The sequence below is a fragment of the Enterobacter cloacae complex sp. 2015409 genome (assembly GCF_041365315.1).
Lineage (GTDB): Bacteria > Pseudomonadota > Gammaproteobacteria > Enterobacterales > Enterobacteriaceae > Enterobacter > Enterobacter pseudoroggenkampii.
Window position 1 is genome coordinate 402,770 of the sequence record NZ_JBFTVM010000001.1, and the last position, 16,333, is coordinate 419,102.

13 protein-coding genes are annotated in these 16,333 nt (G+C 56.0%); 9 read left to right on the top strand and 4 right to left on the bottom strand.

Annotated elements, in window-relative coordinates:
- Positions 1 to 18: 18 nt before the first annotated feature.
- A complete protein-coding gene (locus tag ACDO57_RS01835; RefSeq protein WP_024908170.1) occupies positions 19 to 1,488 on the top strand; it encodes an amino acid permease in 1,470 nt (489 codons plus the stop codon).
- Between the two features lie 224 nt (positions 1,489 to 1,712).
- Positions 1,713 to 3,683 (top strand): catecholate siderophore receptor CirA, encoded by a 1,971-nt coding sequence (gene cirA / locus ACDO57_RS01840; RefSeq protein ID WP_208763090.1) that lies wholly within the window; start codon positions 1,713 to 1,715, stop codon positions 3,681 to 3,683.
- Positions 3,684 to 3,782: 99 nt separating this feature from the next.
- Here cirA and fghA read toward each other — a convergent pair whose 3' ends face one another.
- A complete protein-coding gene (gene fghA, locus ACDO57_RS01845) occupies positions 3,783 to 4,610 on the bottom strand; it encodes an S-formylglutathione hydrolase (protein WP_048992535.1) in 828 nt (275 codons plus the stop codon).
- Positions 4,611 to 4,748: 138 nt separating this feature from the next.
- On the opposite strand from fghA, the gene ACDO57_RS01850 reads away from it, so the two are divergent.
- From ACDO57_RS01850 to mglC, 7 genes are all read left to right on the top strand, one after another.
- Positions 4,749 to 5,897, top strand: a complete 1,149-nt coding sequence (locus ACDO57_RS01850) for a YbfB/YjiJ family MFS transporter (protein ID WP_370883457.1) — start codon at positions 4,749 to 4,751, stop codon at positions 5,895 to 5,897.
- Positions 5,898 to 5,999: 102 nt separating this feature from the next.
- A complete protein-coding gene (gene folE / locus ACDO57_RS01855; protein ID WP_008500927.1) occupies positions 6,000 to 6,668 on the top strand; it encodes a GTP cyclohydrolase I FolE in 669 nt (222 codons plus the stop codon).
- A gap of 19 nt (positions 6,669 to 6,687) precedes the next feature.
- A complete protein-coding gene (gene yeiB / locus ACDO57_RS01860; protein ID WP_370883458.1) occupies positions 6,688 to 7,845 on the top strand; it encodes a DUF418 domain-containing protein YeiB in 1,158 nt (385 codons plus the stop codon).
- Between the two features lie 155 nt (positions 7,846 to 8,000).
- On the top strand, positions 8,001 to 9,023 hold the full coding sequence (gene galS, locus ACDO57_RS01865) for an HTH-type transcriptional regulator GalS (protein ID WP_024908165.1): 1,023 nt from the start codon (positions 8,001 to 8,003) through the stop codon (positions 9,021 to 9,023).
- A gap of 294 nt (positions 9,024 to 9,317) precedes the next feature.
- Positions 9,318 to 10,316: a galactose/glucose ABC transporter substrate-binding protein MglB gene (gene mglB / locus ACDO57_RS01870; protein ID WP_024908164.1), complete on the top strand. Its 999-nt coding sequence runs from the start codon at positions 9,318 to 9,320 to the stop codon at positions 10,314 to 10,316.
- Positions 10,317 to 10,395: 79 nt separating this feature from the next.
- On the top strand, positions 10,396 to 11,916 hold the full coding sequence (gene mglA, locus ACDO57_RS01875; protein WP_032646557.1) for a galactose/methyl galactoside ABC transporter ATP-binding protein MglA: 1,521 nt from the start codon (positions 10,396 to 10,398) through the stop codon (positions 11,914 to 11,916).
- Positions 11,917 to 11,931: 15 nt separating this feature from the next.
- Positions 11,932 to 12,942 (top strand): galactose/methyl galactoside ABC transporter permease MglC, encoded by a 1,011-nt coding sequence (gene mglC, locus ACDO57_RS01880; RefSeq protein WP_008500921.1) that lies wholly within the window; start codon positions 11,932 to 11,934, stop codon positions 12,940 to 12,942.
- 50 nt (positions 12,943 to 12,992) lie between these two features.
- Here the strand turns inward: mglC and ACDO57_RS01885 are convergent, their stop codons facing one another.
- The 3 genes from ACDO57_RS01885 to cdd form a co-directional block, all read right to left on the bottom strand.
- Positions 12,993 to 14,381: a glutamine synthetase family protein gene (locus tag ACDO57_RS01885; protein WP_248272694.1), complete on the bottom strand. Its 1,389-nt coding sequence runs from the start codon at positions 14,379 to 14,381 to the stop codon at positions 12,993 to 12,995.
- Positions 14,382 to 14,505: 124 nt separating this feature from the next.
- The gene (gene sanA, locus ACDO57_RS01890) at positions 14,506 to 15,222 is read right to left on the bottom strand and encodes an outer membrane permeability protein SanA (RefSeq protein WP_008500918.1); all 717 of its coding nucleotides are present in this window, start codon (positions 15,220 to 15,222) and stop codon (positions 14,506 to 14,508) included.
- A gap of 126 nt (positions 15,223 to 15,348) precedes the next feature.
- Positions 15,349 to 16,233 (bottom strand): cytidine deaminase, encoded by an 885-nt coding sequence (cdd, locus tag ACDO57_RS01895; protein WP_046091540.1) that lies wholly within the window; start codon positions 16,231 to 16,233, stop codon positions 15,349 to 15,351.
- Between the last annotated feature and the right edge of the window lie 100 nt (positions 16,234 to 16,333).

Genomic DNA, 16,333 nt, shown 5'->3' on the forward strand with positions numbered 1-16,333 from the left:
AATGGACAGCATTTTCATATGGTTTCAGAAATTAAAACCACAGAAGCGCCCACGCTACGTCGTGAACTCAAGGCGCGTCACCTGACGATGATCGCCATTGGAGGCTCAATCGGTACAGGTCTTTTCGTTGCCTCTGGCGCAACGATTTCGGCAGCCGGCCCGGGTGGGGCACTTTTCTCTTATATCCTGATTGGCCTGATGGTGTACTTCCTGATGACCAGTCTCGGCGAACTGGCCGCGTACATGCCGGTATCCGGTTCGTTTTCGACCTACGGTCAAAAATACGTTGAAGAAGGCTTTGGCTTCGCGCTGGGCTGGAACTACTGGTACAACTGGGCGGTCACTATCGCCGTTGACCTCGTCGCCGCGCAGCTGGTAATGAACTGGTGGTTCCCGGATACGCCGGGCTGGATCTGGAGCGCCCTGTTCCTGGCCGTCATCTTCCTGCTGAACTACATCTCCGTGCGCGGTTTTGGCGAAGCGGAATACTGGTTCTCTTTGATCAAAGTGGCAACCGTCATCATCTTTATCGTCGTCGGTGTGGCGATGATCGTTGGTATTTTCAAAGGCGCAGAACCTGCGGGCTGGAGTAACTGGACAACAGGCGATGCGCCGTTTGCCGGTGGACTGTCGGCGATGATTGGCGTGGCGATGATTGTCGGTTTCTCCTTCCAGGGGACCGAGCTGATTGGTATCGCTGCCGGTGAGTCAGAGAACCCTGAGAAAAATATTCCGCGCGCGGTTCGTCAGGTCTTCTGGCGTATCCTGCTGTTCTACGTGTTCGCGATCCTCATTATCAGCCTGATCATTCCGTACACCGATCCAAGCCTGCTGCGTAATGACGTTAAAGATATTAGCGTCAGTCCGTTCACGCTGGTCTTCCAGCACGCCGGTCTGCTTTCTGCTGCGGCAGTGATGAACGCCGTTATCCTGACCGCTGTGCTTTCAGCCGGTAACTCCGGGATGTACGCGTCCACCCGTATGCTCTACACGCTGGCATGCGACGGTAAAGCCCCGCGTATCTTCGCGAAGCTGTCCCGTGGCGGGGTACCGCGTAACGCGCTGTATGCCACCACGGTGATTGCCGGTCTGTGCTTCCTGACCTCTATGTTTGGCAACCAGACGGTGTACCTGTGGCTGCTTAACACGTCCGGAATGACGGGCTTTATTGCCTGGCTGGGGATTGCCATTAGCCACTACCGTTTCCGCCGTGGCTTCGTCAAACAGGGTCACGATATTAACTCGCTGCCGTATCGCTCCGGCTTCTTCCCGCTGGGTCCCATTTTCGCCTTCATTCTGTGCCTGATCATTACGCTTGGACAGAACTATGAAGCGTTCCTGGCGGACACCATTGACTGGGGCGCTGTCACGGCGACCTACATTGGTATTCCGCTGTTCCTCGTCATCTGGTTTGGTTACAAGCTGACGAAAGGAACAAAATTCGTTCGCTACAGTGAAATGGAATTCCCGGAACGATTTAAACAATAACCGCACTTCCTCTCTATTAGCCCGCTCGTTTGAGCGGGCTTTTTTATTGCCGCATCCTGAAACAAAGATATATTTCTTAACAATTCAATTGATAATAATTATCGTTTGCTTTATCGTTATCAAAAATAAGCGTGCTACCGACCCACCGGAGATGTGGGCGGCAGGGAAGACGCTGTGAGCAATGATGATTTGATTGAGTTGTATTTACCTCATGGAGATATGGAATGTTTAGGTTGAATCCCTTCGTCAGGGGAGGACTTTGCGCGTCCGCAATGTCCCTGGCCCTGCCTGTTATCGCAGCGGAATCCGGCGACACAATGGTTGTCACGGCCTCCGCGACCGAGCAAAACCTGAAAGACGCACCGGCAAGCATCAGCGTCATCACCCAGGAAGATTTGCAGCGCAAACCCGTTCAGAATCTGAAAGATGTGTTACGGGAGGTGCCGGGCGTGCAGCTCACGAGCGAAGGGGACAACCGTAAAGGGGTAAGTATTCGTGGACTGGACAGCAGCTATACGCTGATCCTGATCGACGGCAAGCGCGTCAATTCCCGTAACGCAGTGTTCCGCCATAATGATTTCGACCTCAACTGGGTGCCGGTTGACGCCATCGAACGCATCGAAGTGGTGCGCGGACCGATGTCTTCTCTTTACGGCTCCGATGCGCTGGGCGGCGTGGTGAACATTATCACCAAGAAAATCGGTCAGAAATGGACGGGTACACTGAGCGCCGATTCCACGGTTCAGGAACATCGCGACCGTGGAGATACCTATAACGGTCAGTTCTATACCAGCGGGCCGCTGGTGGACGGCCTGCTGGGGCTGAAAGCCTACGGTAGCCTCGCGAAGCGTGAGAAAGACGGTCAGCAGAAGTCCTCTACCACGGCGAGCGGTGAAACGCCGCGCATTGAGGGCTTCACCAGCCGCGATGCGAATGTGGAGTTCGCCTGGACGCCGTCTGAAAATCATGACTTTACGGCGGGCTACGGTTTCGACCGTCAGGACCGTGACTCGGATTCCCTCGACAAAAACCGCCTTGAACGTCAGAACTACTCTCTCAGCCACAACGGCCGCTGGGGCGTCGGCAACAGCGAGCTGAAGGTTTACGGCGAAAAGGTAGATAACAAAAACCCGGGCAACAGCAATCCGATCACCTCCGAGAGCAACGCGGTGGACGGAAAATACGTGCTGCCGCTGGGCGAAATCAACCAGATGATGACCTTCGGCGGCGAATGGCGTCACGATAAGCTGAAGGATCCGGTCAACCTGACGGGCGGTTCCAGCAGCAGTACGTCGACAAGCCAGTATGCCCTGTTCCTTGAAGATGAGTGGCGTCTCTTTGAACCTCTGGCGCTGACCACCGGTATCCGTATGGACGACCATGATACCTACGGCGACCACTGGAGCCCGCGCGCCTATCTGGTCTACAACGCGACCGATACCGTAACGGTGAAAGGGGGCTGGGCGACCGCGTTTAAAGCGCCGTCGCTGCTGCAGCTGAGCCCGGACTGGGTCACCGGCTCGTGTCGCGGTGCCTGTGAGATTGTCGGTAACCCGGATCTGAAACCGGAGACCAGCGAGAGCTTCGAGTTCGGTCTTTACTACAGCGGGGAAGAGGGCTGGTTAGAGGGCGTGCAGGCCAGCGTCACCACCTTCCAGAATAACGTCGATGACCGCATCAGCATTAGCCGTACGGCCAATGCGAAGCAGGCGCAGAGCTACCCTAACTACGTTGGCCTGAATGCGGACGGTGAACCGATTTTCCGCTACTACAACGTTAACAAGGCGCGCATCCGCGGGGTGGAGACCGAGCTGAAATTCCCGCTGGCGGACGACTGGAAAGTGACGCTGAACTACACGTACAACGACGGTCGTGATATCAGCAACGGCGGCAACAAGCCGCTGTCGGATCTGCCGTTCCATACCGCCAACGGTACAGTTGACTGGAAGGCGACGCAGGACTGGTCGTTCTATGTTCAGGGCAACTACACCGGTGAGAAACGCGCGCTGACCAGCAGCGACCCAACGCCGGGTGGCTATGTTATCTGGAATACCGGCGCCGCGTGGCAGGCGACGAAAAGCGTGAAGCTGCGTGCGGGCGTGCAAAACCTGCTGGACAAAGATCTGAGCCGCGACGATTACAGCTACACGGAAGATGGCCGTCGCTACTTTGTCGGTGTGGATTATAAGTTCTGATGTAACCTTTATGCCCGGTGGCGCTTCGCTTACCGGGCCTACAAAACCCGCGAATGTAGGCCGGGTAAGGCAAAGCCGCCACCCGGCAATCGGCCGCACTTACCCGAACAAATGCTCCGCATGGAAGCGGAGATGATCCTCAATAAAGGACGCAATGAAGTAATAGCTGTGATCGTATCCCGGCTGAATGCGCAGCGTCAGCGGCCAGTCCTTCTGGCGCGCGGCTTCAGCAAACACCGCAGGCTGCAGCTGTCCGGCGAGGAACTGGTCCGCATCACCCTGATCGATAAGGGTGGGAATCGCCGCTTCCGCTTTGCTGGCCAGCATTAGCGCACAGCTGTCCCATTCCTGCCAATTCGCTTCATCTTCTCCCAGATAGTTCGCGAAGGCTTTCTGCCCCCACGGCACCTGAGTAGGGTTCACAATTGGCGCAAATGCCGACACGCTGACGTATTTTCCTGGATTTTTCAGCGCCATGATGAGCGCGCCGTGTCCGCCCATGGAGTGGCCGCTGATGGCGCAGCGGTCGCTTACCGCAAACCCGGACTGTATCAGCGCGGGCAGCTCATCGCGAAGGTAATCATACATGCGGTAGTGGCGCGCCCAGGGCTGCTCGGTCGCATTGAGATAAAACCCGGCGCCTTTGCCCAGGTCGTATCCTGCATCGTCGGCCACATCATCGCCACGCGGGCTGGTGTCTGGCATCACCAGCGCAATGCCCAGCTCGGCGGCAATACGCTGCGCGCCCGCTTTGGTGGTGAAGTTTTCGTCATTGCAGGTCAGACCTGACAGCCAGAACAGAACCGGCGGATTTTCCGTCGGGGGCAGGAAAATGCTGAACGTCATCGCACAGTTCAGGACGGTGGAGTCATGCCGCCAGCGCTGCTGTCGACCTTCAAAACAACGGTGCTCTTCGAGCAGTTCCATGCAGGGCTCCTTAATGAGAATGCGTATTCATAAAAACCATAATACAGCCTTTTCATTGGCCTGTGAGTAACTTTCACTTTCGCCAGAGGGCGAGATGCTGCATCATAAATTTACTTTTCTTTAACATTTGGAGCGGTCATGGCGCTGCGTATTGCGCTCAGTGGGTTTGTCGTGCTGGTGGTGGCGATGGGGATAGGGCGCTTTGCCTTTACGCCCCAGGTGCCGCTGATGATTGCTGCCGGACAGCTTACGCTGACCAGCGCGGGTCTGGTGGCGGCGATGAATTACCTGGGCTATCTGGTGGGCGCATGGGATGCCATGCGTGCGCACCGCTTTGTGGAAACGCGCCTCTGGCTTGGCATCACCGGCGCGGTGGCGCTGACGCTGCTCTCCGCGGCGGCGGATAACGCCGTCGTGCACGGCCTGCTGCGTTTTGTCATCGGCTGCATGAGCGGCTGGTCGATGGTACTCATTGCCGCCTGGACCAACGAACGGCTGGGGCAGCTCGGTAAACCGGGCCTGAGCGCTGCGGTGTTTGCCGGACCGGGGGCGGGCATCGCCCTGAGCGGGCTGCTCGCCGTCTATATCCAGGCGAAATCCCTGTCGGCCGGGGCGGCATGGCAAATCTACGGCGTGCTGGCGCTGGTGCTGATTGCCCTGGTGGCGCGCTACCTGCCGCGATCCGGGCAGCTCCATCGACCCGGCATCGCGCCGGAGCCGCTGCTGCTGACGGCGGATTTAAAGCGCCTGGTCTGGAGCTACAGCCTGGCCGGGTTTGGCTATATCCTCCCGGCGACCTTCCTGTCGCAAATGGCGGCGGTGCGTTTTCCCGGCAGCCTGTTTGCCCAGTTTGTCTGGCCGATTTTTGGTCTCGCCGCCGTGGTGGGCATTGCGCTCAGTATTCTTTTACGCCACACCTCAACGGCTAACCGCAGGCTGGCTATCGTGCTGTGGTTACAGGGGGCGGGCGTGCTGGCGGCCTGGCTTCTGCCGGGGATTGGCGGTTTGCTGACGGGCGGGCTGCTGGTGGGAGGCGGCTTTTTGTGTGCCGTGCAGCTCTCTCTTTTATACGGTCGCGAGTTGGCGCCAAACCACACGCGCTATATGGCCGGCCTGCTCACCACCGGGTATGCGATAGGGCAATTGATTGGCCCGATGACCTCGGCGTTATCAACCTGGCTTACCCACCGGCTGGAGCCCGCGCTGGGGCTGGCGGGCGTGGCGCTGTTCGTCGGCGGAGCCCTGGTCTGGAATCGTCACGCTGAAAGGCAACAGCAATTGCAATAATTATCGTCGTGAATACTGGATTATGTGCGCCGCCTCACGCACAATGAACGCATACTTTTGCCACAACGAGGGCAAAAGACGCCACACCTGCAGGAGAACAAAATGTCATCACTCAGTAAAGAAGCTGCCCTGGTCCACGAAGCCCTGGTTGCGCGCGGTCTTGAAACGCCACTGCGTCCGCCCGTACAGGATTTGGACAATGAAACCCGCAAGCGTCTGATTGCCGGTCATATGACCGATATCATGGAGCTGCTGAATCTCGATCTGAGTGACGACAGTCTGATGGAGACGCCGCACCGCATCGCGAAAATGTACGTCGACGAAATTTTCTCGGGTCTGGATTACGCCAACTTCCCGAAAATCACCGTCATTGAAAACAAGATGAAAGTGGATGAGATGGTGACGGTCCGCGATATCACGCTGACCAGCACCTGCGAACACCATTTCGTGACCATCGACGGTAAAGCGACCGTGGCGTATATCCCCAAAGATACGGTGATTGGCCTGTCGAAGATCAACCGCATCGTGCAGTTCTTTGCTCAGCGTCCGCAGGTGCAGGAGCGCCTGACCCAGCAGATCCTGACCGCGCTGCAAACGCTGCTCGGCACCAATAACGTGGCCGTCTCTATCGACGCGGTTCACTACTGCGTGAAGGCGCGCGGCGTGCGCGATGCCACCAGTGCGACCACCACAACCTCGCTGGGCGGTCTGTTTAAATCGAGCCAGAATACCCGCCAGGAGTTCCTGCGCGCCGTACGTCACCACAATTAAGTCTTACAGGGCAGGGACCATGGAGCGAAACGTCACGCTCGATTTTGTTCGCGGCGTAGCCATTCTCGGTATCCTGCTGCTTAATATCACCGCCTTCGGTTTGCCGAAGGCGGCTTATCTGAATCCTGCATGGTATGGCGACATCACCCGCAGTGATGCCTGGACGTGGGCGATCCTCGACCTCTTCGCGCAGGTCAAATTCCTCACGCTCTTTGCCCTGCTGTTTGGCGCGGGTCTGCAACTGCTCCTCAAACGCGGTACGCGCTGGATCCAGTCGCGCCTGACGCTGCTGGTTATCCTCGGCTTTATTCACGGCCTGTTCTTCTGGGACGGCGATATTCTTCTCGCGTATGGGTTAGTCGGGCTCATCTGCTGGCGGCTGATTCGCGATGCGCACAGCGTTAAAAGCCTTTTTAACACCGGCGTGATGCTCTATGTCATGGGGCTTGCCGTATTGCTGCTGCTGGGGATGATCTCCGGCGAGGCGACTAACCGTGCCTGGATCCCGGATGCCGCTAACCTGCAGTACGAGCAGTTCTGGAAGCTGAAAGGCGGTACGGAAGCGATAAGCAACCGCGCGGATATGCTGGGGGACAACCTCCTTGCGCTGGGGGCGCAATACGGCTGGCAGCTGGCGGGCATGATGCTGATGGGCGCGTCACTGATGCGCACCGGCTGGCTGAAAGGCGAATTCAGCCTGCGTCACTATCGGCGAACGGGTGTGGGGCTGGTGCTGCTGGGCGTGCTGATTAACCTCCCGGCGGTCATTACGCAGTGGCACATCCACTGGGATTACCGCTGGTGCGCGTTCCTGCTCCAGGTGCCGCGCGAACTGAGCGCACCGTTCCAGACCATCGGCTACGCGGCGCTGATCTATGGCTTCTGGCCAACGCTTTCCCGCCTGTGGATCGTCAGCGCTATCGCCTGCGTGGGCCGTATGGCGTTGAGCAACTACCTCCTGCAAACGCTTCTCTGCACCACGCTTTTCTATCGCTTTGGCCTGTTTATGAAATTCGACCGCCTCACGCTGCTGGCGTTTGTTATCCCGGTCTGGGTGGTTAACCTGGCGTTTTCTGTTCTCTGGCTACGTTATTTCCACCAGGGACCGCTGGAGTGGGTGTGGCGTCAGTTAACCGCACATGCTTCAGGGGTATCATTGAAAAACACATCCAGATAACGATCTGGATCACAATCATTAACAAAACGGATGTAAGCGTTTTCATGAGTGTGAGCTTCTTCACGTAGTCCCCTTTCTCTCGCTGCCAAAATAGCCACCTTGCTAAACACAGGGGGTGTCTGTGAGTTGCTGCAATCCTTTGAAGGATGGTGAATATGATCACCATTCGTGACGTCGCCCGTCAGGCGGGCGTTTCTGTGGCCACCGTCTCGCGCGTGCTGAACAACAGCGCGCTGGTCAGCCCTGAAACCCGTGAAACCGTAATGAAAGCCGTGACCCAGCTCGGGTACCGGCCAAATGCCAATGCGCAGGCGCTTGCGACGCAGGTCAGCGACACCATCGGCGTGGTGGTGATGGATGTATCAGATGCCTTTTTCGGCGCGCTGGTGAAAGCGGTCGACGTGGTCGCCCAGCAGCATCAGAAATACGTCCTGATCGGCAACAGCTATCATGAGGCGGAAAAAGAGCGCCATGCCATCGAAGTGCTGATCCGCCAGCGCTGTAACGCCTTGATTGTCCACTCAAAAGCCTTGAGCGATGAAGAGCTAACCGGCTTTATGGATCAGATCCCGGGCATGGTGCTGATTAACCGTATCGTCCCCGGCTATGCCCATCGCTGCGTCGGGCTGGATAACGTCAGCGGTGCCATGATGGCCACGAAAATGCTCATTAACAACGGGCATCAGCGGATTGGCTATCTGGCCTCCAGCCATCAGATTGAAGATGACGACCTGCGGCGCGAGGGGTGGCAAAACGCCCTGAAAGAGCACGGCATTATGCCATCCGAAAGCTGGGTGGGAACCGGTACGCCGGACATGCAGGGCGGTGAAGCGGCGATGGTGGAGCTGCTGGGCCGCAACCTGCAGCTGTCTGCGGTGTTTGCCTATAACGACAGCATGGCGGCAGGGGCCCTGACTGCGCTGAAGGATAACGGCATTGCGGTGCCACAGCATTTATCACTCATTGGCTTTGATGATATTCCGATTGCCCGTTACACCGACCCGCAGCTGACAACGGTGCGCTACCCCATTGCCTCTATGGCGAAACTGGCGACTGAGCTGGCGTTACAGGGGGCGGCAGGGCTGCTGGATCCGGGCGCAACGCACTGTTTCATGCCGACTTTAGTGCGTCGCCACTCCGTCGCGGCCAGGCAAACTGTGGTTCCGATCACTAACTGATTACATGAGGTGATGTAACCGTTTTCAATCTGTGAGTAAATTCACAGTATCTTAACAAGGCGCTGACTATGATGTCAGCGTTTTAGGAGCTGAAACGCTATGTAACGGTGATTATTCACTTTCACTATAGCCAACGTGCCGCAAACAACGAATAAAACGCATTTCTGGAGCGTTACCGAACACGGAAGATAGAAATTTTATAAGTGAACTTCGGCTGTCAGTAACGTTTTATTAACACCTGCCCGCCGATCGTTATTCACAAGAACTACCCTGCATAAAAAAACCGGAGATACCATGAATAAGAAGGTGTTGACCCTGTCTGCTGTAATGGCAAGCATGCTTTTTGGTGCAGCAGCGCACGCTGCGGATACCCGTATTGGTGTGACCATCTATAAATACGACGACAACTTCATGTCTGTTGTGCGTAAAGCGATTGAGAAAGATGCGAAAGCAGCGCCAGACGTTCAGCTGCTGATGAACGACTCCCAGAATGACCAGTCCAAACAGAACGACCAGATCGACGTTCTGCTGGCGAAAGGCGTGAAAGCCCTGGCCATCAACCTGGTTGACCCGGCTGCAGCAGGCACGGTTATTGAAAAAGCGCGCGGCCAGAACGTGCCGATCGTCTTCTTCAACAAAGAACCTTCCCGTAAGGCGCTGGATAGCTACGATAAAGCGTATTACGTCGGTACCGACTCCAAAGAGTCCGGTATTATTCAGGGCGATCTGATCGCCAAACACTGGGCGGCGAACCCGAACTGGGACCTGAACAAAGACGGTCAGATTCAGTTCGTGCTGCTGAAAGGCGAACCAGGCCACCCGGATGCTGAAGCGCGTACCACTTACGTTATCAAAGAGCTGAACGACAAGGGCCTGAAAACCCAGCAGCTGGCGTTAGATACCGCGATGTGGGATACCGCTCAGGCGAAAGATAAGATGGACGCGTGGCTGTCCGGCCCTAACGCGAACAAAATCGAAGTGGTTATCGCCAACAACGATGCGATGGCAATGGGTGCGGTAGAAGCGCTGAAAGCGCACAACAAATCGTCCATCCCGGTATTCGGTGTGGATGCGCTGCCAGAAGCGCTGGCGCTGGTTAAATCCGGTGCGATGGCCGGTACCGTTCTGAACGATGCCAACAACCAGGCGAAAGCGACCTTCGATCTGGCGAAAAACCTGGCCGATGGCAAAGGCGCGGCAGATGGCACCAACTGGAAAATTGAAAACAAAATCGTTCGCGTACCTTACGTGGGCGTAGACCAGTCCAACCTGGCTGAGTTTATCGGTAAATAAGTTAGCGGTACTGTCTCCACTGGGCGCAATTCGTTGCGCCCTTTTATAACGCGATATGCGAGGCCAACAAGGTATAATTATGGTCAGCACAACTACTCAGTCATCCGGTGAATACCTGTTGGAAATGAGCGGTATCAACAAGTCATTTCCCGGCGTTAAGGCACTCGATAATGTTAATTTAAAAGTTCGTCCTCACTCTATTCACGCCTTAATGGGTGAGAACGGTGCGGGTAAATCAACATTATTAAAATGTCTTTTTGGGATCTATCAAAAAGATTCTGGCAGCATTCTTTTTCAGGGGAAAGAGATCGATTTCCATTCAGCGAAAGAAGCACTGGAAAACGGTATCTCGATGGTTCACCAGGAATTAAACCTGGTGCTGCAGCGTTCAGTCATGGATAACATGTGGTTGGGGCGTTATCCCACCAAAGGTGTCTTTGTCGATCAGGACAAAATGTATCGCGACACCAAAGCGATTTTCGACGAGCTGGATATTGATATCGATCCGCGCGCCCGCGTGGGAACATTATCCGTCTCCCAGATGCAGATGATCGAAATCGCCAAAGCGTTCTCCTATGATGCGAAAATCGTCATCATGGACGAACCGACATCGTCATTAACGGAAAAAGAGGTTAATCACCTTTTTACCATTATTCGCAAGCTGAAAGAGCGCGGCTGCGGCATTGTGTATATCTCCCACAAAATGGAAGAGATCTTCCAGCTGTGCGATGAGATCACCATCCTGCGCGACGGCCAGTGGATTGCCACGCAGCCGCTGGAAGGGCTGGACATGGACAAGATCATCGCCATGATGGTCGGCCGCTCCCTGAACCAGCGCTTCCCGGACAAAGAAAACAAGCCGGGTGAAGTGATTCTGGAAGTGCGCAATCTGACCTCATTGCGTCAGCCGTCTATCCGCGATGTCTCCTTCGACCTGCACAAGGGTGAAATCCTGGGGATTGCCGGGCTGGTGGGGGCAAAGCGTACCGACATCGTGGAAACCCTGTTTGGCATTCGTGAGAAAGCCGAAGGCACCATTACGCTGCATGGAAAGAAAATCAATAACCACAACGCCAACGAAGCCATTAATAATGGTTTTGCGCTGGTGACGGAAGAGCGTCGTTCGACCGGTATTTATGCCTATCTGGATATTAACTTTAACTCGTTAATTTCTAACATTCGCAATTACAAAAACAAAGTCGGGCTGCTGGATAACTCCCGCATGAAGAGCGATACCCAATGGGTGATTGACTCCATGCGCGTGAAAACGCCAGGCCACCGCACCCAGATTGGTTCGCTGTCAGGCGGTAACCAGCAAAAAGTCATTATCGGCCGCTGGTTATTAACCCAGCCAGAAATTCTGATGCTGGATGAACCGACCCGCGGTATTGACGTCGGCGCGAAGTTTGAAATTTATCAGCTGATTGCCGAGCTGGCGAAAAAGAATAAAGGGATCATTATTATTTCTTCCGAAATGCCGGAATTGTTAGGGATCACAGACCGTATTCTGGTTATGAGCAATGGTCTCGTCGCCGGTATTGTTGACACCAAAACGACAACGCAAAACGAAATTTTGCGTCTTGCGTCTTTGCACCTTTAAGATCAGGGGCTCCTCATGAGTGCGTTAAATAAAAAAAGTTTTCTCACTTACCTGAAAGAAGGCGGTATTTACGTTGTTCTTTTAGTACTGCTGGCTATCATTATTTTCCAGGACCCTACGTTCTTAAGCCTGCTGAACCTGAGTAACATTCTGACCCAGTCCTCTGTGCGTATTATCATTGCGCTGGGCGTGGCGGGCCTGATCGTGACCCAGGGGACGGACCTTTCTGCCGGTCGTCAGGTGGGTCTGGCGGCGGTTATCGCGGCAACCCTGCTGCAGTCGATGGAAAACGCCAACAAGGTCTTCCCGGAAATGGCCACTATGCCGATTTTCGTGGTGATCCTGATTGTCTGCGCCATCGGTGCGGTGATTGGTCTGATCAACGGTATTATCATCGCCTACCTGAACGTGACGCCATTTATCACCACCCTGGGTACGATGATCATCGTTTACGGTATCAACTCCCTGTATTACGACTTTGTCGGTGCTTCACCCATCTCGGGCTTTGACAGCGGCTTCTCGACCTTTACGCAAGGGTTTATTGCGCTGGGCAGCTTCCGCCTGTCGTATATCACCTTCTATGCGCTGATTGCGGTCGCCTTCGTCTGGATCCTGTGGAACAAAACGCGCTTTGGCAAAAACATCTTCGCCATCGGCGGTAACCCGGAAGCGGCGAAAGTGTCCGGCGTAAACGTTGCCCTGAACCTGCTCATCATCTACGCACTGTCAGGCGTGTTCTATGCCTTCGGCGGGATGCTGGAAGCGGGCCGTATCGGCTCTGCAACCAACAACCTTGGCTTCATGTACGAGCTGGATGCGATTGCAGCCTGCGTGGTGGGCGGCGTCTCCTTCAGCGGCGGTGTGGGTACCGTACTGGGCGTGGTGACCGGTGTGATCATCTTCACCGTCATCAACTACGGGTTGACCTATATCGGCGTGAACCCGTACTGGCAGTACATCATCAAAGGCGCCATCATTATCTTCGCGGTTGCGCTGGATTCACTGAAGTACGCGCGTAAGAAATAATCGTCTCTCGCGATACCCGGCCCGCTCACCGAGCGGGCTTTTTTTATGCCTTATGCCAGCTGTGACTCCTCTCGGGTCACAATGCGTTCAAACCAGTCGAGTTCAGAAAGCTTGCAGGCGATCCACTGTTCGGAAAAGGCGTCGCCCAGGCTGTCGGTGAGGTACTGACAGCGGGCAAAGGTCTCAATCGCCTCCTGCTGAAACAGCGGCAGTTCAGGTTGATCGTGCTGCGGTTCGGGCAACTCCTCCTCGTCGATATTTTCCAGCCCGTACAGCATGCCGGTCAGGATAGTAGCAGCCACCAGATACGGATTGGCGTCAGCCCCGGCCAGCCGGTACTCGATACGACGGTTGTGGTCATCCGAGCAGGGAATACGCAAGGCGGCGGAGCGGGTGTTATAGCCCCAGGAGTTAAATACGGGTTCCGTCAGGTTTTTACGCAGGCGACGAAACGCGTTGACGCCCGGCGCAAGAATGGCGATAGAGGCGGGCATCAGCGCCAGCTGGCCCGCGATGCACAAACGCACCATGCTGTTCAGCGCGTTAACCGGGGAAGCAAAGACGTTTTCGCCGCGGCTGTCGTTGAGGCTGAAATGGAAGTGCAAGCCGCTGCCGGAAAGTTCGCTGAAGGGCTTGGCCATAAAGTTGGCCTGCAGGCCGTGCTTTTCGGCAACGTATCGGGTCAGGCGACGCAGCGCCAGCACGTTATCGCAGACTTCAACGACGCGATGGCTGTGCTTCAGGTTTAATTCGTACTGACCGGACTCGGCTTCCGCTACGACCCCTGACAGCGGGATGCGCTGAAGTTGCGCCAGCTGCTCCAGCTCGTCAAACAGCGCGGCATGCGCCGACGAGGTATCCATATGAAAACAGCCCTGATTTTGCGGATCCCGATCGTCATGCCCCGTCAGATAGAACTCGATTTCCGGGGCAATCACCGGGAAAAGGCCGTGCCGGTGGAAGCGGGCCAGCACGTTCTGCAGTATCACGCGCGGCTCAAGCGGGCAGGGGCTATCGTCGCTGTCTTTCATCGTCAGCAGGATCTGCGCGTTGTGCTGCGGATCCTGCGGACAGGGTCGCAGGGAGCCGGCGACCGGAACGCACAGCCGGTCCGGTTCATCATAAAGCGGGGCGGCGATTTTTCCCTTCTGATCCATCGAGTAGACCGAAAGGGGAAAGTAACAGCCTTTTTCCAGACTCAGCATGCTCTCCACCGACAGACGCTTGCCTCGCATCGTGCCGTTGATATCGTTCAGGTAAACGTCTACATGTTTCGTCTGCGGGTAACGTTCCAGGTAATCGGCTACTTCCACTGAAATGTTGTGCTGCAGGGCGTCAATTTTTTCATCAAGCCAGAGACCGGAATTGAGTGCACCAGGGAGTGATAAGCCGGGAAAGTTAAAATACGGACGGAGACTTTTGAGGAAAAACGCATTCATTATCGAGTTCATAGTCATTCTTCAATGAAGCCGTAGCGGCAGTGAACTCAGCTTAAAAGAGCCGACGTAAAGGGGAGATAAAAAGCGTCAGGCCCGGCGTAAAGAAAGTATAAAGGCGGTGCTGTTATTTCTCTTTTTTCTGCATATCGAGCAGCTGCTCGGGCGTGACAGCCGGGTAACCCTGCGCGTCTTCCGGCACTTCATGCATCGCCGGAATCGGCACCAGCGGGCCTAAAAAGCGCGGTTCGCGTTTGAAGATATACAGATCGGCCAGGGCACCAAAGCGGGCACCGAACTCGCGGACGCGCACGCTCAGCATATCTTTTGGCGACGGCACCGCGTAGCACTGTGCCTGAATGCCCATGTGCAGGGCGATAAACAGCGCGCGTTCGCAGTGGAAGCGCTGGGTGATGATGATGAAGTCGTTGGTGTCGAAGACTTTGCGCGTGCGCACGATGGAGTCCAGGGTGCGGAATCCGGCGTAGTCGAGCACGATATCGGCAGGATCCACGCCCGCGGCAATCAGGTCCTTCCGCATCGTCACCGGTTCATTGTAGCTTTGCAGCGCATTATCTCCGCTCAGCAGCAGGTAGTTCACCTTGCCGCTGTTGTAGGCGTTCAGCGCGCCCTGAATGCGGTAACGGTAATACTGGTTAATGACGCCGGTGCGGTAGTACTTGGCGGTGCCGAGCACCACGCCAACCTGACGATAGGGCAGGTCCTGCAGGTCGTCAAAGATGTAGGGGGCGGTTTTCCAGCTCATCCAGCGGTCGAGACCGAGCACGATCAACAGCAGTATGCCGACCAGGACAGACAGGCTGTAAAAAACGCGCTTTAACATGCAGATGGCTCGTGCGTGGATGAAATTTAACTCAGGCTACTTTACCCGCCTGGTTAGCGCAAGAAACAGCGACTCAACTGAGGGGTTTTTCAGCAAACTGGCGGGCATTTCTGCCCGCCGGAAGGATTACGCCAGCAGTACGCGGTCAATTGTCGTACAGCCTAATGCTTTGAGCGTTGCGGCGGTGGCATCCCACTGGATCAGCGGCGCATCGGCAATCTCGGCCAGAATGGCGCGCTGAATGTCAGGATAGTCATAGCCGTTCAGGCTCAGCAGGTTAAGTGCGCCCTGCAGCGGCGGCAGCGTTGGGTTGAACGCGGCGTTTTCCGCATAGCTGCCGGTGAAGATTCGGCCATCGCGGCACTGCAGCGCTACGCCGCTCGGGGACTTGCTGTACGGCGTGTGGCTCTTGTTGGCGGCGGCAATCGCCGCCTGGCTCAGGTCATCGCCGGACAGGGCGAAACCGTGGTTCTGCTCGTCCATCAGCAGGGTTTTGATCTCCAGATCTTTCGGGCCAAACGCGTCAGGCAGGTAATCCGCCAGCGTGTGCGGCGCGCGGCCTGGCAGGTTGATGCGCAGCTGCAGCCCGCTGTTCAGCTCGTTCATAAACTGACGGCAGTGGCCGCAGGGGGTGTAGTTAACGGTAATGGCGCTCAGGGCTTTTTCACCGCGCAGCCAGGCGTGGCTGATGGCGCTCTGCTCGGCGTGAACGGTCTGCTGCATGGTTGCGCCCAGGAACTCCATGTTGCCGCCGAAGTACCAGGTGCCGCTGACGCCGCGCGCAATGGCCCCGACGTTGAAGTGGGAGAGATCGGCCCGCGCGCAGGCAGCAGCCAGAGGAAGCAGTGCGAAAGCCAGCGCGTCTTCATCCAGTCCCGTTGCCTGTTTCAGCATCGTGACCTGCTCCGCGGTCAGCAGGGCGGGGAAGTGCGCATCTGCCAGAACGGGAGCAAGGGCTGACTGCAAATTCTCTGCAAGCTGGGCGAAAGCAGCTTGAAAACGTGGGTGCATGGCGTTTGCCTCATAAAGGTTAATGGATTGGTAGTTTACGGAGCCGCCAGGGCTTTATATGTGATCCACTTCTCATTATGTATGCAACTTATGAAATCAA